We start from the raw sequence: 20,485 nt of genomic DNA, 5'->3' as shown, positions 1-20,485 counted from the left end.
GGGGGTTGCCTCGGCCCTCCTCAGCCCGACTGCAATGCCGCCAGGTCGGCCAGTTCCCGCTGGTAGCCGCGGTAGGCGACGCGCAGGTCGTCGGCGGGCCACGGGCGGGGGAGCAGGGAGTCGGGGAGGATCGGGTCGGCGAGCAGGTGGCGCACGACGGCCGCCGCCGTGGTGAACCGGTCCACGGGCTGGTCGACCGCGCGGAAGTGGTGCAGCAGGGTGCGGCCGTACGCGGCCCAGTCGTCGAGGTCCCACAGGGTGCGGGCCAGGTCCGCCGAAGGGGTGTCCGGGACGGCGGTGAACCGCTGCACGCCCGGGTCCGGGGTCCACGTCCGGCGCAGGTTGGTGGGGCGCAGCCACAGGCCTTCGCGCAGTTCACCCAGGCGCAGCGCGGTCATCCGGGCGCGGAGGGCGGCGCGGTCGGCGGGGCTGCGGCCGGTGGCGGTGACGGCGACGACCTCCCAGGTGCCGTCCCACGCGGCGGTGCTGGGGTCGACGGCCTCGTCCTGCCGGCGCTGGCGGTCGACCAGGCGTTCGTTGAGGCGGTAGGTGCCGTCGGTGCGGTGCAGGTCGCCGGTGGCGACCATGCGGGTCAGCGCGACCCGGAGCGCGGTGTCGTTGATGCCGAACAGGGCCGCGATCCGCACGAGTTCCCGCACCGGCAGTTCCGGCGGGTGCGCGCCGAGCAGGGTGCTGAGCACCACGGAGCGCGCGGTCAGCGGTCGCAGCCGGACCTGCTGCGTCACTCCGGCCTCCCTCGCATCACGACAGCCTAGCGGTATTACATCCTTGATACGGTCGTCTCAGAAGCGTAATACTGAGGTCATGGTCCTGCCGCTGACGACCCCGTCCGCCACGCACGAGGTCACCAACCAGCCGCCGCCGCTCGCGCCGTACGACGCGTCCGCCGACGCCGCCCTGCTGGAGGGCCTGCGCCGGGAGGGCGCGGGCTGGTTCGAGGACGACCTGCGCCGGCTCGGCCGGCACGCGGGCAGCGAGGAGGCCCAGCGGTGGGCCGAGCAGGCCAACACGTTCGAGCCCGTGCTGCGCACCCACGACCGGTACGGCAACCGGGTCGACGAGGTCGAGTTCCACTCCAGCTGGCACGACCTGATGCGGGTCGCGGTGGCGGAGGGCAACGCCGCGTCGGCGTGGGCCGACCCCCGACCGGGCGCGCACGTCGCCCGCTACGCCGGTCTCCTGGCGTGGGGCCACACCGAGGCCGGCCACGGCTGCCCGATGGCGATGACCTACGCCGCTGTGCCCGCCCTGCGCCACGAACCGGCGCTCGCCGCCCAGTACGAACCCCTGCTGACCAGCCGCGTCTACGACCCGGGCCTGCGGGTGCCGGCGTCGAAGCGCGGCCTGCTGGCGGGCATGGGCATGACCGAGAAGCAGGGTGGCTCCGACGTCCGCACCAACACCACCGTCGCCACCCCGACCGGCGAGGACGGCGTCTACACCCTGCGCGGCCACAAGTGGTTCACCTCCGCGCCCATGTGCGACGTCTTCCTGGTGCTCGCCCAGACACCCGGCGGCCTGTCCTGCTTCCTGGTGCCCCGCGTGCTGCCCGACGGCACCCGCAACGCGTTCCGCATCCAGCGGTTGAAGGACAAGCTGGGCAACCGGTCCAACGCGTCCTCCGAACCGGAGTTCGACGGGACCGTCGCGTGGCTGGTCGGCCCCGAGGGCCGGGGCGTGAAGACGATCATCGAGATGGTCAACTGCACCCGCCTGGACTGCGTCTCCGGCTCGGCGGTGCTCATGCGCAAGGCCTTCGTGGAGGCGCTGCACCACACCCGGCACCGCTCGGCGTTCGGCGCGAAGCTGGTCGACCAGCCGTTGATGCGCAACGTGCTGGCTGATCTTGCCCTGGAGTCCGAGGCGGCGACCACCCTGACCCTTCGCCTGGCCGGTGCGGCGGACCGCGCGGTGCGCGGGAACGAGCCGGAACGCGCGTTCCGCCGGATCGCGACCGCCATCGGCAAGTACTGGGTGACCAAGCGGGCCCCGATGTTCGCGGCGGAGGCCCTGGAGTGCCTGGGCGGCAACGGTTACGTCGAGGACTCGGGGATGCCCCGGCTGTACCGGGAGGCCCCGTTGAACTCGATCTGGGAGGGGTCGGGCAACGTCAACGCGCTGGACGTCCTGCGCGTGCTGGGCAAGGAGCCGGCGGCGGCGCAGGCGCTGATGGCGGAGCTGTCCCTGGCCAGGGGCGCGGACGCCCGGCTGGACGCGGCCGTGAACGACATCGCGGCGGTGCTGGCGGCTCCGGCGGACGTCGAGGTGCGGGCGCGTCACTTGGTCGAGCGCATGGCACTGGCTCTGCAGGCGTCGTTGCTGATCCGTTATGCACCTAATGCGGTAGCGGACGCTTTTTGCGCATCACGGTTGGGTGGCGGTGGCTACGCGTTCGGCACCCTGCCGGCCGCCACCGACTTCACGGCGGTTCTCGAACGGGCCTCCTACTAGGTCACTTTCTGCCGGCGCGAGCCTTGTTTGAGGGGTGGAGAGCCAGGGCACCCGGTGGTCGTGACCGCGCAAGCCTCCCGTGGCCGTCTGCTGGCCGATCGATACCGGCTCGACGGGCTCGTCGGGGCCGGGGGCATGGCCCAGGTCCACCGGGGCTGGGACGTCCTGCTGCGCCGGCCGGTCGCGATCAAGCTGTTCCCCGGGGTCGAGGACGCCGTCACCGAGCGGCGCATCGAGAACGAGATCCGGACCCTCGCCGCCCTCTCCCATCCCGGCCTGGTGGCCGTGTACGACGCCGGGACCAGCGGCGGTACGCGGTTCGTGGTGATGCGGCTGGTCGAGGGGCGCACGCTGCGGGCGGAGATCAACCGGGGGCCGCTGGCGCTGAGCGAGGTGCGGCGGCTGGGCGCGGGCATCGCCGACGCGCTGGCGCACGTGCACGCGCACGGCGTGATCCACCGCGACCTCAAGCCGTCGAACATCCTGCTGGACGGCGACCGCGAGCCGCTGCTGGCGGACTTCGGGTTGGCGCTGACCAGCGGCGCGGACCGGGTGACGCTGTCCCAGCAGGTCGTCGGGACCGCGCCGTACCTGGCGCCGGAGCAGGTCCGCGGCGGCACGATAGGACCCGCGGTCGACGTCTACGCGCTGGGGCTGGTGCTGCTGGAGTGCCTGTCCGGGCGGACCGAGTACGACGGCGGCGGGGTGGAGGCGGCGGTCGCCCGGCTGCACCGGCCCCCGCACGTCCCCACCCACCTGCCGACTGAGCTGTGCCGGCTGTTCTCGCTGATGACGGCCATGACGCCGAAGCGCCGACCGACCGCCGAGGAGTGCGCCCGCGTGCTGCGGGACGGCGCGCCCGCCCCGGTGCCGCGCCCCGAGCAGGCCACCCGCAAGCTGGACCCGGCTGCCGGGCCGGAGGCCGTTGCCGACCCAGTGACCGAGTCCGAGGCCGCGGCCGACCCGGTGGCCGGGCCGGAGACACCGGTGAAGAACGACCCGGACACGTTGGCGAGCATCGAGGCGGTGCCGGACGCCCCGCAGTCGGCGCGCCGGTGGCTGATCTCCGGGTCGCTCGCGGCGGTGCTGGGGCTGGGCGGTCTGGCCTGGTCGATGGTCGACCGCACGCCCCCGGCCGCGTCCCCGACCGAGCCCACGACCGTGGTCGTGCCGGTGCCGGTCGTGCCGCCCACCGCGGTGACCGAGGTGCGGCCGGTCGCCGAGACGAAACCCGAACCGACCGCGGAGCCGGGGGGTGTCAAGTCGGAGGGCAAGGAGAAGGACAAGGCGGGCAAGGGGAAGGGCAAGGGCTAGCGGCTCGTCACGATCCGTTCGCACAGTCGTGGGTGACCAGGGCGTCGCCCGCGTCGAGCCGCGCCACACCTGACCCGGCTAGTGCTCGGCGGCCACGGTCACCCCCGCGCAGCCCTGCTTGCCGTGCAGGCTCACGAAACCGTAGCCGGACGGGGGAGCGGTGACGGTGATGGTTTCGGTGTTGGTGCCGTTCGTCGACCGGTGGGCGTGTGCCGAGGTCGTGGCCCAGGTGGTGGTGTTGAAGTAGAGGTCGCAGTCGCCCGTGCCGCCGCTCGCGGTCAACTTCAGACTCGGGACACCTGCCGGTAGCCACAGGTAGAGGTAGTCGTAGTCGTCGAGTGTGGCGGACCGGTTGCTGCGGGTGCAGTCCTCGCCCAGCGCGCGGGTGTCGTCGGCGGTGCACTCGGCGTCGCAGCGGCCTTGCGCGCAGGCGGAAAGCCAGCTGTACCAGTGGGTGTCGTACTTGGTGCCGATGGTGGACTTGAGGAACGTGCGCGCGGCTTGCCACTGGCCGGTGCGGTAATAGCGCAGGACCGTGTCCACATCGGACCGGTGGTGTTGCAGGAGGTAGCGGACGGCGAGGTAGCCCCACGGGTAGACGCGGGTGACGTCGTGGTCGTAGGTCGTGTCGAACAGGGTGCTCAGGGCGTAGGTGCGGCGGCCGGCTTCGTTGAGCGCGTTCTGGTAGACGATGCCGCGGTAGTGGTAGGAGACGTACTCGGCGAACCCTTCGACCCACCAGACCGTGGGGGTTTGCATGCCGGCGGTGAAGTCGCCGTGCATGTCGAAGCGGCCGTCGAGGTAGTGGGTGTACTCGTGGTTGAGGTTCCAGATCTCGAAGGCGGGGCGCAGCCAGTCGGCTTCGTGCGCGATGAACCGGGGCAGGTTGCCGGGCGTGGCGGGGTTGCCTTCCAGGTACATGCCGCCGTTGTTGGTGTCGATGCCGAACATCGGTCCGGCGTAGGTCCGGTAGTCGCGGGCGGAGTCGAAGACCACGACTTCGAGGGTCGTGTTGTGGTCGTCGGCGACGGGGCCGTTGTCCTTGGCGACGTTGTGGAAGTAGGCGTCCTGGTTGCGCAGGCTGGTGCAGGTCGTGCCGAGTTCGGTGGTGCTCATGGCTTGCGCGCGGACGCGGAGGGTCGGGCCGCAGGTGTGGGTGATCGGGAGGATCGCGTTGGACAGCTTGGTTTGCAGGTCGCAGACGTTGTAGTACGCGCACTGGCTCTTGTCGTGGGTGTCGGCCATGGAGGCGACGGCGACCCACAGCGCGCCGGTCGGTCCGGTGATCGTGGAGCGGGTGAGGAGGTCGCGGGCGCGGGGGCGGATGTCGGGGCGCAGGGTTTCGTGGCGGAGGAACCGGCCCAGCTCGCTGCCCGCGTTGGCGACGAGATAGGCGCGGTCGGTGCCGAGGAGGTTGGCGTTGCGGATGGCGAATGCGTGCAGGGAGTCGAAGATCCGGCGGTCGGCGTGGACGGCGTTGACGAAGTCGGGGAGGTGGTGGCCGCGGAAGAGGATCGTGTAGGCGTTGTTGACCGCGGCGAGCATGGCGGGGAAGGCGTTGTAGGTGCTGTCGTAGCGGTCGAGGAGGCGGCGGACGAGGGGGAGGTGGCGGGCGTTCTCCTGGGCGCTGTCGACCAGGGTGACGGTTTCGGCGAGGATTTCGCCGTTGGCCTGGGTGACGTCGGCGGCGCGGGGGTTGGCGAAGAAGGCGTCGAGGGCCGGGCGGATGGTGTTGACCAGTGTCGGGCCGTATTCGCCGACGTCGTCCGGGTGGTACCACTGCACGTAGTAGCCGGCGCGCAGGAATTGGACGAGTTGGGCGGTGGAGGCGCGGTTGTCGCCCGCGTAGGTGGTCGCGTCGCTGCGCAGGGCGTCGGCGATGGTGACCATTTGGGCTTCGCGGAAGACCCTGTTGGCATCGCTGCCGGTGAGCCCGAACAGGGTGTTGACGCACCCGGTGGTCGCCGCCTTCACCGCTTTGACCAGCGCGGTGCCGGTCACCGAGGCGAAGTCCCCGACCGCACATGCTTCACTCGCGGCCAGGGTGCCGGGTGTCTGGAACGGCTGGACCGGCCGCCTCTCGGTGGTCACGTCCCCGTGCGCGACCGTCGGTCGTTCAGCCGCTCGCTCGGGCGGGACGGAAAGACGTTGGATCGTGGACTCGCGGTGCGGCTCGGCGTGCGCCGGTGTCGGCAGTATTCCGGCTGCCGCGGCCAGCAGCGCCGGTAATAGCGTGGATTTGGGTCGCATCGTGCGTTCCTCCGCAGGCAGGGTGAGCGGCGTGCGAAAAAGCGTCCCAACGCGGGTCTGGCGCGGCAATAAGCGGCGACGATAACATTTGCTGATGGAACTGGAGCTGCGGCACCTGAGGGCGATCTGCGCCATTGCGGACGCGGGCAGCCTGTCGCGGGCGGCGGTGCGCCTGGGCGTGTCGCAACCGGCCTTGACCATGTTGTTGGCCCGGGTGGAGGACCAGGTGGGCGGCCGGCTGTTCGTCCGCGACCGGTCCGGCGCGAGGCCGACCGACCTGGGCGAAACCGCCCTGCGCCAAGCCCGGCTCCTGCTCGCGGACCTGGACACCTTCGCCGCCGACCTCGCCGCGCGGTCGGCGAGCCCCCGCTCACCCCGGATCGCGACAGCGCACCTGGCGTGCCTGTCGAAGATCGTGGACGCGCTGGAGAAGCAATTCCCGGCCGGCGACTTGACGGTGCGGGTGGAATCCTCGACCCTGGTCCTGTGCAACCTGCTGGAACGTTCTCAAGTCGACCTGGCGATAATCTGCCAGTTGGACAACAGGGAACTCCCGCTGCCGGCTGACATCCCCCGCCGGACCATTGTCCCGAAGTTCCCGTTTTTCATAGCCCTGTCGCACGCCCACCCTTTAGCCGCCCAGCCTGAAATCGCTCTGGAAGACCTGGCGGACGAAAGGTGGATCTGCCCGCCGGGTGCGGACGACGGCTCGCTGGCCTCCCTGCGGGCGATGTGCCGGAAAGCGGGCTTCACGCCGAAGATCCGCTTCCACGCCCCCAGCGGCGGAGCGTCGGACCTGATCGCCAACGGCCACGCGGTCCGGTTGGTCGAACCGGGCAGCCAGTCGAAGGCGTGCGCGATCCGGCCGCTCAAAGGCGACCCCAGCACGGGTCGCCTGCTGCTGGCGTGGCGCCGCCAAACCTTCCCGGAAGAGACGATCAGGACCCTGTGCCGAGCGATCGGCACGGCCTACACCGCCCACGCCGAGGAGACCGCCACCTACGCCCACTGGTGGCGGTCCCACCCGGAAGCCCATCCCTGGACCGCGTGAGGCGCTACCGGCGGGCGGAGACCCACGTTTCCAGGCCCGCCGCGTCACGCGGCAGCGCGGACGACAGCATGTGGTTGCCCGTCGCCGTCACCACCAGGTTCTCCTCGATCCGCACCCCGATCCCCCGCAACTCCGGCGGCACCGTCTCGTCGTGCGGGTGGAAGTACAGGCCCGGCTCGACCGTCAGAGCCATGCCCTCCTCCAGCACACCCTCGTGGTACGCCTCGGGCGACGAGCTGGCGCAGTCGTGCACGTCCAACCCCAGGAAGTGCCCGATCCCGCACACGATGTACCGCCGGTGGTGCTGCCCATCCTCATCCAGTGACTCGTCCACCGACACCGGCAGCAAACCCCAGTCGTGCAACCCAACCGCGAGCACCCGCATCGCAGCACGGTGGAACTCCCGGTACGCCACCCCCGGACGCACCTCCGCCAAAGCAGCCTCGACGGCAGCCTCCACCAAGTCGTGCACCTTGCGCTGAGCCGCGGAAAACACGCCCGAGACCGGCAGCGTGCGGGTGATGTCGGCGGTGTAGAGGGTGTCCAGTTCGACGCCGGCATCGAGCAACAGGACGCCGTCCTCGGGGACCGGACCATCGTTGCGCACCCAGTGGAGCACCGGAGCGTGCGGACCGGCGGCGACGATGGACGCGTAGCCGGGACCATTGCCGGCAGTGCGGGCGCGGCGGTCGAAGGTGCCCTGGAGCCAGCGTTCGCCGCCGCCGGCCACGGCGGTCTTCAGCTCGGCGGCCACGTCGGCGAAGCCCTGGACGGTCGCATCGACCGCCGACTGCAGCTGGCCGATCTCCCAGTCGTCCTTGATGCGTCGCAGCTCCGCCAAGACCCGGCGCAGTTCGGAGCTGTGTCCGGCCAACGCGTCCAGCAGGGGATCGACGCCGCCAGTTGCGTGAATCGAAGGCAGTCGGCCGCGTAGTGCGGACGGCAGGTCGTGGATGGGGCGGCACCGGACGCCCAGTGCCGAAGACCACTCGGCCAAGCCCGGCACGGGGCCGATCCACAGTTCGCCGTCCCGCGCGTTGGCGAAGAAGTCCGCGTCGTCCGGACCGGCGGGCTCGCGCAGGAACAGCTCCGCGTCGCCGTCCGGGTGCAGGACGAGCACGGCACCCTCGGCGTTGCACCCGGTCAGCCACGAGAAGTCGCTGTCCGGCCGGAACCCGTGGTCGGTGTCGTTCGACCGCACCGGCGCCCAGCCGGACGCGACCGCGATCCGCACCCCCGGCAGCACGGACCGCAACTGCTCGCGGTGGCGGGCGGCGGCCTCGGCGGCGCCGGGGGACAGGCGGACCGCTCGGTCTCCTGCGCCCCAGCCGTCGCGGACGAAGTCGCGGAAACCGGTGGCCTCGGTCAGCCTGCTCGGGTCGCGGCGGGCGGGTCTGGTCACAGCGTGAACCCCTTCGGGAACGGATCGGTCGGATCGAGGAGGTACTGTGCCATGCCGGTGATCCACGCCCGCCCGGACACCGTCGGCAGCACGGCCGTGGTCGACCCGAGCGCGGTCTCGCCGGTCAGGCGGCCGGTGAACCGGGTGCCGATGAACGACTCGTTGACGAAGTCCTCCGCCAGCCCCAGCTCGCCGCGCGCGTGCAACTGGGCCATCCGCGCGCAAGTGCCGGTGCCGCAAGGAGAACGGTCGAACCAGCCCGGGTGGATCGCCATCGCGTTGCGGGAGTGCGCGCCGTCCTTCCCGGGCGCGGTGAACTGGACGTGCTTGCAGCCCGCGATGTCCGGTTCCGTGACGTGCACGGGCTTCCGCTGCTCGTTGATGGCGTCCATTATGGACAAGCCGGCAGCCAGGATCTCGTCCTTGTAAGCCCGGTCGAACGGGATGCCCAACCGCTCCAACGGCAGGATCGCGTAGAAGTTGCCGCCGTAAGCCATGTCGTACTTCACTTCACCCAGTGACGGCACGGTCACCACGGCGTCGAGTTCGTGCGCGTACGCGGGCACGTTCCGGATCGTCACGTGCGACGCCCGCCCGTCCTGCACCGCCACCTCGGCCAGCACGAGCCCCGCGGGCGTGTCCAGGCGCACGGTGGTCACCGGCTCCACCACCTCGACCATCCCGGTCTCCACCAACACGGTCGCCACGCCGATCGTCCCGTGCCCGCACATCGGCAGGCACCCGGACACCTCGATGTACAGCACGCCCCAGTCGGCGTCCGGCCGGGTCGGCGGTTGGAGGATCGCGCCGGACATCGCCGAGTGCCCGCGCGGCTCGTTCATCAGGAACTCGCGGATGTGGTCCATGTGCGCCATGAAGTGCAGCCGCCGCTCGGCCATGGTCGCGCCGGGGATCACGCCCACCCCGCCGGTGATCACCCGGGTCGGCATCCCCTCGGTGTGCGAGTCGACAGCGCTGAAGTAGCGGGAAGCCCGCATCACAACACCTCCAGGGCACGGCGCAGGTCCTCGTCCAACCGGGCCCGGTGCTCGGGCGTCAGCGGACCGCGCGGCGGGCGGCACGGACCGCCGTAGCGGCCCACGTGGTCCATGGCGTACTTGATCGCCTGCACGAACTCGGTCCGCGAGTCCCACCGGAACACCGCCACCAGCGCCTCGTACAGCTTGCGTGCTTCATCGAGTTTTCCCTCACGCGCCAAGGAGAACAGCCGCACCGACTCGGCCGGGAAGACGTTCGGGAACCCCGCGAACCACCCCTCCGCGCCCATCAGCACGCTCTCCAGCAGCACGTCGTCCGCGCCGGCGATCACGGCCAGCCCGGGCGCGGTCTCCCGGATCTCCAGCACCCGCCGCGCGTCGCCGGAGAACTCCTTCACCGCCACCACGTTGTCGATCTGCGCCAGTTCCGCCAGCAGCGACGGCGTCAGGTCGACCTTGGTGTCGATCGGGTTGTTGTAGACCATGACCGGCAGGCCCACCGCCGCGACCTCGGTGAAGTGGTGCACGACCTCCGCCGCGCTCGCCCGGTACATGGTCGGCGGCAGGCACAGCACGCCGTCCGCGCCGTCCTCGGCGGCCAGTTCGGCCCAGTGCCGGGCCTGGTGCGCGCCCGGACCGTGCACGCCGACGACGACCAGCCCCCGGCCCGCCACCGCGTCGATCGCGGTCTTGGCGACGGCCCGGCGCTCGGCGTCGGTGAGCGCGGAGTACTCGCCCAGCGACCCGTTGGGGCCCACGCCCCGGCAGCCGTTGTCCACCAGCCACCGGCAGTGCTCGGCGTACCGGTCGAGGTCGGGCCGCAGCCCGGCGGGCGCCCGCGCGTCCTCGGCGTAGGGCAGGGCGGTGGCGACGACCACGCCGTCCAGCCGTTCGGTCATGTCACTCCTCCAGTGCGGGCGTGAGCGGGGTGTCGGCGAGTTCGCCCAGGCGCAGCGGCGCGGCGATCGGCCGGCGGGACACGCGGTCGGCGTCGTGCGGGATGCCGGCCAGCTCGGCGGCGTTGCGCAGGCACACCCGGCCCTGGCACAGGCCCAGCCCGACGCGGCAGGTCAGCTTGAGCGACCGCAGTCCGAGCGCCGCGTGCTCCTCGACGGCGGTGCGCAGCGCGGCCAGGTCCACTTCTTCGCACCGGCACACCAGCGTGCGCTCGTCCGGCCACGTCCGCCAGCCGGGGCGGACGCTCGACACCCGATCCAGTGCGGCGGCGAAGACTCGCCCTCTATGGGCAGTTTTCAAGAGGCTGGCGGACGGTGTGCCGCCTGCCGCGCACGTGCCCGCGATCTCGCCCTCGACCCGTGCCAGGTCTGCGCCGCCGATGCCGGTGATCTCGCCCGCCGCGTAGACGTTCGGCACCGAGGTGGTCTGGCGGTCGTCCACGCGAACGAAACCCTTGTCCACCAAGCACCCTGCGGCGACAGCGAGTTCCAGGCGCGGGGTGAAGCCGAAGCCGGTGCACACCGCGTCCACCTCGATCCGGCGCTCGGTGCCGGGCCGGACGCGCCAGTCGCGGTCGAGCTTGGCCACGGTCACGGCGGTCACGCGGTTCTCGCCGTGCGCCGCGACCACCGTGGAGCGCGTGTGGTAGCGCGGCAGGACGGCCCGGTAGCGGGCGATCTCGGCGAGCTTGCCGCGCCCGGCGAAGACTCCTGCCGGTTCCCGCGCCCACGCCAGGGGACTGCCCGCCTCCAGCACCTCGACGACGTCCACGCCGAGCTTGCGCAACGCGTCCGCCACCGGCAGCAGGAACGGCCCGGTGCCCGCGACCACCACCCGCCGGCCGACCGCCACGCCGTGCGCCTTGGCCATCGCCTGCGCCGCGCCCGCCGTGACCACGCCCGGCAGGTCCCAGCCGGGGAACGGCAAAGCCCGGTCGTGCGCGCCGGTCGCCAGCACCAGGGCGTCGCAATCCAGGACCCGGGCCACCCGGTCCGGCGCGTCGGCGGGACCCGTGCGCAGGTGCAGCCTGGTGCCCTCCACCGCCCACACCGTGGTGTTGGCGAGGTGCTCGACCCCTTGCGGCACAACGACGTTCTCGCCCCGGTGGTACTGGCCGCCCGCGCTCGGCTCGGCGTCCACCAGCACGGTCGACGCGCCTTGGCGCGCCGCCGCGCGGGCCGCCGCCAGCCCCGCCGGACCCGCGCCCACCACCACGACCCTCATCGCGGCAGCTCCGCCCCGTGCTGGGTGCGGACGTCGTCGCCGTCGGCCAGCACCCGCTGGCACGCCCGCACGTCCGGCACCCCGTTGACCACCACCAGGCAGTCGAAGCACACCCCGATCCCGCAGAACAGCCCGCGCGGCCGGCCGGCGCCACGCGTGTCGCGCCACGCCGTGCGACCGGCCGCGAGCAGCGCGGCGGCGACCGTCTGCCCCGGCCGCGCGAGCACGGCGGTCCCGTCGACGGTGACCTTCACGCGACCATCACCTCCGGTCGGTCCACCCGGAACGGCTCCGGGTCCACGTGGGGCGTGCGCCCGGTGAGCAGGTCGGCGACCAGGAGCCCGGTCGCGGCGGCCAGGCCGATACCGGCGCCCTCGTGACCGGTCGCGTGCCACAGGCCGGGCAGCCTCGGGTCCTCTCCGATCACCGGCAGGTGGTCCGGCGCGTACGGCCGGAACCCGCCGTAGGCGCGCATGACCGGCACTCCGGCCAGCGCCGGGAACAGCGTGATCGCCTTGCGCGCCAACGCTTTCAGCACGGGCACCTCGAACCGCTCGGTGAACCCGACGCGCTGGCGGCTCGACCCGATCAGCACCGTGCCGGCCCGCGTGGACTCGACCACGCCCGAGGTCTGGAGGGCGGCGTCGCCGGAGGCCACCGCGCCGACGTAGTCCGCGTCGTACACCTTGTGCCGCACCACGGTCGGCAGCGGCGCGGTGACGAGCACGATCCCGCGCCGGGGCATGATCGGCAGCGGCGCCTTCGCGGTCAGCGAGCCCGACCAGGGCCCGCACGCGTTGACCACGGCGTGGCAGGGGATCGTGCCCTGCGGGGTGCGCACTCCGGTCACCTTCCGCTCACCATCCACATCGGACACTTCGACGAACGGCCTGGTCTCGCCACCGCGCCTGCGCACGGCCGCCAGCAGCGTCGTGGCCGCCAGGACCGGGTTGAGCTGGGCGTCCTCGACGTAGTGGACCGCCGTCGTGACCTCGGGGGTCAGGTGCGGTTCGAGGGCTCGGGCCTCGGCGGGCGTGAGCGTGCAGGCGTCGACACCGACCTCGCGCTGGGCTTGGGCGAACCGGTGCAGCGGCTCGACGGCCTCCGGAGTGGTGGCGACGACCAGGCCGCCCTTCTCCTCCCACTCCACGTCGGCGTCGAGTTCGGCCAGCAGCCGGGGCCAGCGCTCGCGGGACGCCCGGGCCAGGGCCAGTTCGGGGCCGGGTTCCTTGTCCGACACCAGGACGTTGCCCTCGCCGGCGGCGGTGGTGCCCGCGGCGAGCGGGCCGCGGTCGAGCACGAGCACGCGCAGCCCGGCGGCCGTCAGGGCCTCCGCGCACGCCGCTCCGACGATCCCCGCGCCGACGACCACGACGTCCGGGTGTGCCAAGCCGCTCACCACCGTTCACTAAACTGAACGCTGCTGAGCGTAGGTTCGGCGACGGCGAAGCGTCAAGCCTTGGGGTACTCGAGCATCAGCACCGAGGTCACCGGTCCGCCGACGGTCTCGTAGACGTGCGGGACGTCGCCGGGGTAGCAGACGTAGTCGCCGGGACCCAGCTCGAACGGGTTCCCGGCCGGCCCGACGCGCAGCACCCCGGCCGTGACCACGACGTGTTCCAGCCCTGGGTGGCCGTCGGTGCGCTGCACCTCGCCGGGCCGGACGCGCTGGTCGTAGATCTCCAGGACCTTGTCGGCCAGGTCGAGGCGGCGCAGCAGGCGCAGGTCGACGGCGTTGCTGCTGAGCACCTCCAGCTCCGCCGAGCGCACCAGCACCACCTCGGGCACGGACCGCTCGGTCAGCAGCTCGGACACCGGCACCTGCAAAGCGTTCGACAAACTGAACACTGTGTCGATGGTGGGGTTGCCGGTGCCCGCTTCGAGCTGGGACAGCGTCCCCTTGGCGATCGAGGACTGGCGGGCCAGTTCGGACAGCGACCAGCCGCGCGCCTCGCGCAGCGCTTTGATGTTGACCCCGAGCACTTCACCGGCACGAGCGGCACCCATGGCCGGTCATCCTGCCGTACCGCGTGCTAGTCCGTCCGCTGCCGGGGGATCTCCAACGCCCGCTCGACCGACGGCAGCACGGTCAGCACCGTGCCCAGGTCGGTCAGCTCGATCGGCCGCAGCACCGCCCGGTGCCCGGCGACCAGCCGCAGCGCGCTGCCCCGACCCTCGCACCGCAGGTGGTGGGTGAGCATCAGCGACAGGCCGGACGAGCCGAAGAACGTGACCCCGTCGAGGTCGACCACCACCGGCGCGGGCGGTCTGACCAGGTCCTCCGCCTGCCGCAGGTGCCCTTCGAGCACCGCGGAGGTCTGCTGGTCGAGTTCGCCCGAGACGTGCAGCACCACCGCCGCGCCGCGCACGTCGCGGTGCACTTCGAAGATCTCCGGAGCCGAGTCGAGCATCAGGCGTCCTCCATCGCGACCGTGACGCCGCTGTCGAGCAGGCTGCCTGTTTGAACCCGCACACCCGAGCGTACGAGCCCTTCTGCCGGTTGTCACTCCGGGCCGCGCTCACCGGAACCAGCGGGCGGGTACCGCGTCGGCCAAGGCCTGGTAGCCGGCGGGGTTGAGGTGCAGGTGGTCGCCGGTGTCGTAGGCGGGGTCGAGCCGGCGCGGGTCCTGCGGGTCGCGGGCGGCCCGGTCGAAGTCCACGACGCCCGCGAACGCGCCGCTGGTGCGGATCCACTCGTTGACCCGCTGGCGGGCGCGCTCGCGGTGGCCGTCCGGGTCGTCGTAGTTGGTGTTGCCGCCGAACGGGGTGATCGTCGCCCCGTACACCCGCAGGCCCACCGATCGGGCGATGATCTGCTGGTATGCGGCGATGAGGTCGTCGGCGACCTGCTTCTGGGCGGTGTCGGTGGCGGGCGCGGTGCCCAGGTCGTTCACCCCTTCGAACACCAGCAGCGAGGTCACGCCGCTGGTGGCGAGCACGTCCCGGTCGAGGCGGGCCAGGACGTTGGGGCCGAGGCCGTCGTTGAGCACGCGGTTGCCGCCGGCGGCCTGGTTGAGCACGGCGGTGCGCGCGGTGGCCGGGTTGGCCTGGAGGCGGGCGAGCAGGCGGTCCGGCCAGCGGTCGTTGCCGTTGGTGGTGGAGCCCCGGCCGTCGGTCAGGGAGTCGCCGACGATCGCGAACGCGGTCGCCCTGGAGTGCACCTCGACGCCGCTGAGGAAGTACCAGTGGTCGGTGCGGGTGGCGCCGGGCAGGTCGTCGGCGGTGACGTGGTTGCCCGCGAGCAGGTGGGAGGAGGTGCGGGAGCCGGGGTGGGAGGTGATGTTGTTGGACGCCTGGCCGTCGGCGAGGTAGATGGTGACGGTCAGGTTCGACTGGGCGGCGAGCGGGAAGTCGAGCGGGTCCGACACGACCTGTGCGCCGATCGGGACGACGGTCGACGGGCGGCCGTTGAAGGTGACCGGGCGGGTGCTGCCGGGGCGGACCGCGGTGACGCCGGCCTTGCCGTCCGCGGGCAGCGCGACGGAGACGGCGGTGATGGGCAGGGCGGTGCCGCCGAACGCGTTGGAGAACCGGAGCCTGATCTTCTCGCCGCCGACCGAGACGTGGACGGTCTGGCGCAGGGTGGCGTCCTTGAGCACCAGGCCGTCCTGGGTGAACGGCGCCGGGGGCATGTTGTGCGGCTCGGTGAGCTGCGGCATGGACGTCCAGGTGTGGGTCCAGTCGCGGGGCTTGTCGGCCGTGGCGACGACCGGCGAGGTCGTGACCGCCGCCGCGGCCAGGACGAGGGCGAGGACGGACGTCTTTCGCTTCACGGTGCGGCGCCTCCGGATTCGACAGTTTCTCCATATGACCAGAAAGTTTCGTTGGCAGGCAAGCGTCTTCTGCCCAGTTGAGACCCGAAACCGCACCGAAACTTCTTGTGCCGGCTGTGATCAACTGCAAATAGTTGGTCCATGAAGACCTTGGGCGCACTGCTCGCGGCGCTGGTCGCCGTGACGGCCGTGCTGCTGGCCCCGAGCGCGTCCGCGGCGACGCTGACCGAGGTCACCGGCTTCGGCACGAACCCGTCGAACCTGCGGATGCACCTGTACGTGCCGGACCGCGTGCAGGCCAGGCCGCCGGTGCTGCTGGCCGTGCACTACTGCACGGGTTCGGGTCCGGCGATGTACTCGGGCACGGAGTTCGCGCGCCTGGCCGACCAGTACGGGTTCATCGTGATCTACCCGTCGGCCACCCGCAGCGGCAACTGCTTCGACGTGTCCTCGCCGCAGGCGCTGCGGCGCGACGGCGGCAGCGACCCGGTCGGCCTGGTGTCGATGGTCCGGTACGTGCTGCAGCGCCACAACGGTGATCCCACGCGGGTGTTCGTCACCGGCATCTCGTCCGGGGCGATGACCACCAACGTCATGCTCGCCAACTACCCGGACGTCTTCCAGGCGGGCGCGGCGTTCGCCGGCGTGCCGGCCGGGTGCTTCGCCACCACCGACGGGTCGGGCTGGAACAGCGCGTGCGCCAACGGGACCGTGTTGAAGACGCCGCAGCAGTGGGGCGACATCGCACGGGCGGCGTATCCGGGGTACACGGGCGCTCGGCCGCGGATGCAGCTGTGGCACGGGACGAACGACGACACGTTGCGGTACCCGAACTTCGGCGAGGAGATCGACCAGTGGACCAACGTCCACGGGGTGTCCACGGTGCCGACGTCCACGGACTACCCGCAGTCGGGGTGGACGCGGACGCGGTACGGGAGCGGGGTCGAGGCGATCTCGTTGCAGGGGGTGGGGCACAACCTGGTGTCGTCGGGGATGGCGTTGCGCGCCATCCAGTTCTTCGGCCTGGACTCGGGCGGTCCGACTTCTACCACTACTCCGCAGCCGGGTGGCCCGTGCCGGGTGACTTATGCGGTGAACGCGTGGAACACCGGTCTGACGGCGACCATCACCATCGCCAACACCGGGACGAGCGCGGTGAACGGCTGGTCGCTGGGGTTCACGCTGCCGGCTGGGCAGACCATCACCGGGGGTTGGAGCGCGACCTACTCGCCTGCCAGTGGGGCGGTGACGGCGAAGAACGTGTCGTACAACGGGACGATCGCGGCGGGTTCGTCCGTCCAGATCGGACTGCAGGCGACGCACAACGGTGATGCCGGGAAGCCCGCGGCGTTCACCTTGAACGGGGCGAGCTGCACCGTGGCCTGAGGGATCGGGTTTGCGGTCGCAGCAACGGCCGAGGAACGGCCCCGCTCCGGCGGGCGGGCAGCGGGGCCGTCGGCGGACAACCAGGGCAGTCCACCGGTCGGGCAGGTGCAGGCCCGACTCCTCGGCCGGTTCCCCGGGTTGTACCCGATCGAGTGACATGCAGGATCCGCGACTTTCCGGCGGCTCGCGCGTCCCGTAGATGAAGAGGAACGCGGGACCCCGGCCCGGACCACCCGCCCCGTCCCCGGCTGGCTGCCCTGGCTCGCCCCGGCCTCGGCCGGCTCGCCCGGCCCACCCTGGCCCGGCGCACTGCCACCGCCGCCCGCCCCCCGCCGCGCCACTGCCACCGCTGTCGCCGCCGTGCCGCCGCCGCCACGCCGCTGCCCCAGTTGGCACCGCTCGCGTAGCGGCCAGCGCGGCTCGAAGGTGCGGCAGCGGCCCGAGGGCGCTCGGCGGCGGCAGGGGGCTGGGGGGTGGCAGGGGCTAGGGGGTGGCAGGGGCTAGGGGGTGGTGGAACGGCGGGATTCGGCTCGGTGGCGTGCTAGGACGTCCTCGCGGAGTAGGTATGCGAAGCCGGCGGCCTCCAAGCGCTGGGTGAAAGCGGCCGGGGCGATCCCCAGCGACTCCGCCGCCGCACCAAGGTGCCAATCGTGCGCAGCCAGGGTGTTGAGCAGATGCCCTCGGCGGATCTGGGACTCGGACAACCGGAAAGTCTTCAGGTAAGCCGTCCGACCCCGCTGATCCGTGATCACTTCGCCGATGTGGTTCTCCTCCTTCGGTCGAAAACCGGGGAGGAAGCGGGAAAGCGTGTACCGGCCGGCCTGGTGAACGCGGCGGATGTCGTAATTCGTGTGCAGCAGAGCGGTAGCCATCGTGTTGGAGTGGAAGCTTGTCCACTCCGCGGACTGGCGGCTCGCGGCAGCGCGCAAGTCGTCCAGAGACTCCACATAAGTCTCGTTCAAGCGCGCATGAAAGGCCGGCACGGGAGCCGACAGCAGCGCATAATGGTGGATCAACTCCCCGTACATGTCCAGCAACAAAGTCGCGTGCAAAGCTCGGTAATCATCGGGATGCGGTACCACAAAAGCCGCAGCCAAAGCATCGGCCACGTACAGCATGACGCCGCACTGCCCCGGATGGATCTCGAAGAGCTTCAACGCATCGGCCAAACCCTCGACCTGCGCCCCGGCGTACGCCTGCTCCGACCGCGGCGACAAACCTCGGCGGATCGCCCGCTGCGACCACTCGTCCCACAACACGGTCGGACCGTTGAAGTGCAGCGCGAGGTAACCCTCCATGGCCAAGTGCAAAGGCAAGAAACGCAACCGATTGCGGTCCTCGCGGCGGGCCATTCGGCGGTGGAAGTGCAAACGAACAGTGGACGCGGGAGTGGGTGAAGTCAGGTGGGTGCCATAAGTGGCGGCAGGAGCGTCGGACCAAGTCGCCACGAAACCGTGCGGAATGTAAGCGGTGTAAGCGGCGCTCGCGGGCAGCGCCACCACCGACTCGCCGTCATCGCCGTACAAGCGGGCGTGCAGGCGGAGGTCGGTGATCGGGCGGTCGCGGACCAAAGGCACCAGGCGGACTCCGCCCCACACCTGGGCGGGCAGGGCGGTCAGGCCGGTGAAGTCCAGGGTGGCCATCAGGCGGGCTCCAGGAAACGGGTCACCCGGTCGGTGAAGTGGGCGCTCAACGAAGCGAAACCGGTCCGGCCCTCGGTGAACCGGGCGAACTCGACCAAGGTGGGCAGGTCCTCGGCGTTGCGGACGCCCACCGCCGGAACCTCCCGCGCCAGCCGCTTCACGTCGTAGTCCCCGGCGTCGTACACCGGGTTCAGGTGGACGGCGCTGACCCGGTGCTCAGGATCCAGTCGCGCACGCCACACCCGCAGCACCTCACTGGCCAGACCGGGCGGCGCGTTGTCCCAACCGTCCGAAATGATCAGCAGCCGGTCCGGGTCGTGGGACAACGCGTCCACGATCCGGTGCCCCAACGGTGTCGCCCCGCGCGGGTGCGACATCAGCGGGTCGTCCAAACCGGACGTCCACAGTGGAAAATACTCCCCGGCCAGTGCCTCCAGGAGGTAATGGCCGGCCACCGCTACAGCGAGCGGACGACGCCGCTTCACCCCGGAACCGTAGGACGAAAAGCTGTCATCCAGGACAGCGGCCACACGCCCCCACTCGCCCGCGTGAGAACCCGCCGTCCGCAGCGCCGCAGCCCGCAGCGCGGAGGTCAACTCGGCACGCCGGTCGACCCGCTCGGCGAAAGGCAACGACAGAACGTAGGTCGCCAGCCGGGTCAAGGGCATCGCAGCCAGGTCCACATCGGTGTTAGCCGACTTGTGCAGCCGCAAGGATTCCAACCGGGTCAGGTTCGGCTTGATCTTGCTCAAGAACACCGCCCGGTCGATCCCGTGCTTGGTCGCGAACCCCTCGGCAACGGTGTACGGCAGCTCGTACACGGCGGCCTGCTCGTAGTGCGCCCGCCGCCAGCTGTCCAGCAGCGGAGTCCGGAACCGCGAAGGCGTGGCCGTGCGGAACAGGAACGTGCCCAGCTCGTCACCCAGAACCTCATCCACCACCCGCGACGGCGCGAGGTGGGCGTGGCGCAACGCCCGCTTCAGGCCCAAGCGGTACTTCACCGCGTCGAAGGCCTGGTCGGGGCGCGCGGCCAGCCAGTCGCGGATGATCGCGCGGGTGCGCCGGTTGTTGACCCCGGCCCGGCGCAGGTCGTGGAACAGGTCGTAGACCCGCTGCGGCGGCATGACGACCAGCCGACGAGCGATCAGCCGGCCTTCCAGAGCCCGCTGCTCCGGGGTGGCGTCGGCGGACGTGGCCAGCAGACGGCGGGTGATCAGCGCCGCGTTGAGGTCGTTGATGTCCAGCGCCAGAACTGCCGCGTACAGGTCACGGTAGTTGCCGGCCACGTACTCGTGCAGGAACTCCAGCGACGCCCGCTGCTCGGCGGCCCGGCTGTGGAACTCGCGTTGCCCGGTGGACGTGGTGGCCGCGTTGACGAACATCAGCATGTCTTCGGCGGTCAGGCGGTCCATCACGTCTCCAAAGCGGGGTACGGGGCCGACCGGGGAATGGGAGCGCGATCAACGAAGCATCGCTTCAAAGGCGGGTTCCGGAAGTCGCACTGGAGTCCCGCGGTCGGCCCGCACACGGTAACAGCGCCCGCACCGGACACGGGCGGCATTTCAGGGGTTCAGCTCGTGACCCGGCTCGCCGGGGGTCACGTTCCGCTCCTTCATCTCCGCCTCGTACACGTGCGCCGCCCCGCTCATGAGGTCGTCGCGCACCTTGCGCTCCCACTCGCGGAACACGGAGTAGTAGGTGTCCTCGTACTCTTCGACGAGTTGGAACGTCCACCGCCCGGGCACCACGTTGCGCCCCACCAGGTGCCGGTCGAGAGCGTCGGCCAACGCCGTGTGCCCGGCCTCGCGCAGCAGCCGCACCGCCTTGATCAGCTTCGCGTCACCGCTGCCGGTCAACTGGTGGAACTCGAACAGGTGACCTCGGGCGCGTTCGGTGGTCTCCAGGGCCTCGGTGAGCGCGCCGACGGCTTCCACCGTGGCGTCGTCCACCCCCGCCGGGCGTCGGTGCTCGACTCGGTCGCTCATGACCACCTGAGTATCCAGCGGGACGGCCGG

The 20,485-nt window shown here is 71.3% G+C and carries 18 protein-coding genes; 4 read left to right on the top strand and 14 right to left on the bottom strand.

Going from position 1 to position 20,485, the window contains the following annotated elements; translation table 11 throughout:
- Positions 1-20: 20 nt before the first annotated feature.
- Positions 21-746: a PaaX family transcriptional regulator C-terminal domain-containing protein gene (locus RIN75_RS18915; RefSeq protein WP_309113277.1), complete on the bottom strand. Its 726-nt coding sequence runs from the start codon at positions 744-746 to the stop codon at positions 21-23.
- Positions 747-825: 79 nt separating this feature from the next.
- Here RIN75_RS18915 and RIN75_RS18910 point away from each other — a divergent pair, with 79 nt between their 5' ends.
- The gene (locus RIN75_RS18910; RefSeq protein WP_309113276.1) at positions 826-2,472 is read left to right on the top strand and encodes an acyl-CoA dehydrogenase family protein; all 1,647 of its coding nucleotides are present in this window, start codon (positions 826-828) and stop codon (positions 2,470-2,472) included.
- Between the two features lie 60 nt (positions 2,473-2,532).
- Positions 2,533-3,786 carry a serine/threonine-protein kinase gene (locus tag RIN75_RS18905; RefSeq protein WP_309113275.1) on the top strand — a complete coding sequence of 418 codons (1,254 nt, stop codon included), beginning with the start codon at positions 2,533-2,535 and terminating at the stop codon, positions 3,784-3,786.
- 78 nt (positions 3,787-3,864) lie between these two features.
- On the opposite strand, the gene RIN75_RS18900 is transcribed toward RIN75_RS18905, so the two are convergent.
- Positions 3,865-5,877 (bottom strand): M9 family metallopeptidase, encoded by a 2,013-nt coding sequence (locus RIN75_RS18900; protein WP_309113274.1) that lies wholly within the window; start codon positions 5,875-5,877, stop codon positions 3,865-3,867.
- Positions 5,878-6,130: 253 nt separating this feature from the next.
- On the opposite strand from RIN75_RS18900, the gene RIN75_RS18895 reads away from it, so the two are divergent.
- A complete protein-coding gene (locus RIN75_RS18895; protein ID WP_309113273.1) occupies positions 6,131-7,087 on the top strand; it encodes a LysR family transcriptional regulator in 957 nt (318 codons plus the stop codon).
- 4 nt (positions 7,088-7,091) lie between these two features.
- Here RIN75_RS18895 and RIN75_RS18890 read toward each other — a convergent pair whose 3' ends face one another.
- The 9 genes from RIN75_RS18890 to RIN75_RS18850 form a co-directional block, all read right to left on the bottom strand.
- A complete protein-coding gene (locus tag RIN75_RS18890) occupies positions 7,092-8,489 on the bottom strand; it encodes a Xaa-Pro aminopeptidase (RefSeq protein ID WP_309113272.1) in 1,398 nt (465 codons plus the stop codon).
- Positions 8,486-9,487: a proline racemase family protein gene (locus RIN75_RS18885; RefSeq protein ID WP_309113271.1), complete on the bottom strand. Its 1,002-nt coding sequence runs from the start codon at positions 9,485-9,487 to the stop codon at positions 8,486-8,488. Before RIN75_RS18885 ends, RIN75_RS18890 begins: the two co-directional genes overlap by 4 nt.
- On the bottom strand, positions 9,487-10,386 hold the full coding sequence (locus RIN75_RS18880; RefSeq protein WP_309113270.1) for a dihydrodipicolinate synthase family protein: 900 nt from the start codon (positions 10,384-10,386) through the stop codon (positions 9,487-9,489). The genes RIN75_RS18885 and RIN75_RS18880 overlap by 1 nt, the downstream gene beginning before the upstream one ends.
- A 1-nt stretch (position 10,387) precedes the next feature.
- A complete protein-coding gene (locus tag RIN75_RS18875) occupies positions 10,388-11,668 on the bottom strand; it encodes an FAD-dependent oxidoreductase (RefSeq protein ID WP_309113269.1) in 1,281 nt (426 codons plus the stop codon).
- Positions 11,665-11,922, bottom strand: coding sequence for a (2Fe-2S)-binding protein (locus tag RIN75_RS18870; RefSeq protein ID WP_309113268.1), 258 nt, complete (start codon positions 11,920-11,922; stop codon positions 11,665-11,667). The genes RIN75_RS18875 and RIN75_RS18870 overlap by 4 nt, the downstream gene beginning before the upstream one ends.
- Positions 11,919-13,058: an FAD-binding oxidoreductase gene (locus RIN75_RS18865; protein WP_309113342.1), complete on the bottom strand. Its 1,140-nt coding sequence runs from the start codon at positions 13,056-13,058 to the stop codon at positions 11,919-11,921. The genes RIN75_RS18870 and RIN75_RS18865 overlap by 4 nt, the downstream gene beginning before the upstream one ends.
- 62 nt (positions 13,059-13,120) lie before the next feature.
- Positions 13,121-13,675, bottom strand: a complete 555-nt coding sequence (locus tag RIN75_RS18860) for an XRE family transcriptional regulator (RefSeq protein WP_309113267.1) — start codon at positions 13,673-13,675, stop codon at positions 13,121-13,123.
- A 26-nt stretch (positions 13,676-13,701) separates the two neighbouring features.
- Positions 13,702-14,079: an STAS domain-containing protein gene (locus RIN75_RS18855; RefSeq protein WP_309113266.1), complete on the bottom strand. Its 378-nt coding sequence runs from the start codon at positions 14,077-14,079 to the stop codon at positions 13,702-13,704.
- Between the two features lie 108 nt (positions 14,080-14,187).
- Entirely contained in the window at positions 14,188-15,441 is a 1,254-nt protein-coding gene (locus tag RIN75_RS18850) for an SGNH/GDSL hydrolase family protein (RefSeq protein ID WP_309113265.1), read from the bottom strand.
- A 141-nt stretch (positions 15,442-15,582) separates the two neighbouring features.
- On the opposite strand from RIN75_RS18850, the gene RIN75_RS18845 reads away from it, so the two are divergent.
- A complete protein-coding gene (locus RIN75_RS18845) occupies positions 15,583-16,827 on the top strand; it encodes a PHB depolymerase family esterase (protein WP_309113264.1) in 1,245 nt (414 codons plus the stop codon).
- Positions 16,828-17,327: 500 nt separating this feature from the next.
- Here the strand turns inward: RIN75_RS18845 and RIN75_RS18840 are convergent, their stop codons facing one another.
- From RIN75_RS18840 to RIN75_RS18830, 3 genes are all read right to left on the bottom strand, one after another.
- A complete protein-coding gene (locus RIN75_RS18840; RefSeq protein WP_309113263.1) occupies positions 17,328-18,470 on the bottom strand; it encodes a hypothetical protein in 1,143 nt (380 codons plus the stop codon).
- On the bottom strand, positions 18,470-19,882 hold the full coding sequence (locus tag RIN75_RS18835; RefSeq protein WP_309113262.1) for a hypothetical protein: 1,413 nt from the start codon (positions 19,880-19,882) through the stop codon (positions 18,470-18,472). The genes RIN75_RS18840 and RIN75_RS18835 overlap by 1 nt, the downstream gene beginning before the upstream one ends.
- Before the next feature lie 150 nt (positions 19,883-20,032).
- Positions 20,033-20,455, bottom strand: a complete 423-nt coding sequence (locus RIN75_RS18830) for a hypothetical protein (protein WP_309113261.1) — start codon at positions 20,453-20,455, stop codon at positions 20,033-20,035.
- Positions 20,456-20,485: the final 30 nt, after the last annotated feature.

The organism is Saccharothrix sp., assembly GCF_031180885.1.
Taxonomy (GTDB): Bacteria; Actinomycetota; Actinomycetes; order Mycobacteriales; family Pseudonocardiaceae; genus Actinosynnema.
This window is presented reverse-complemented; position numbering and strand designations above follow the sequence as displayed.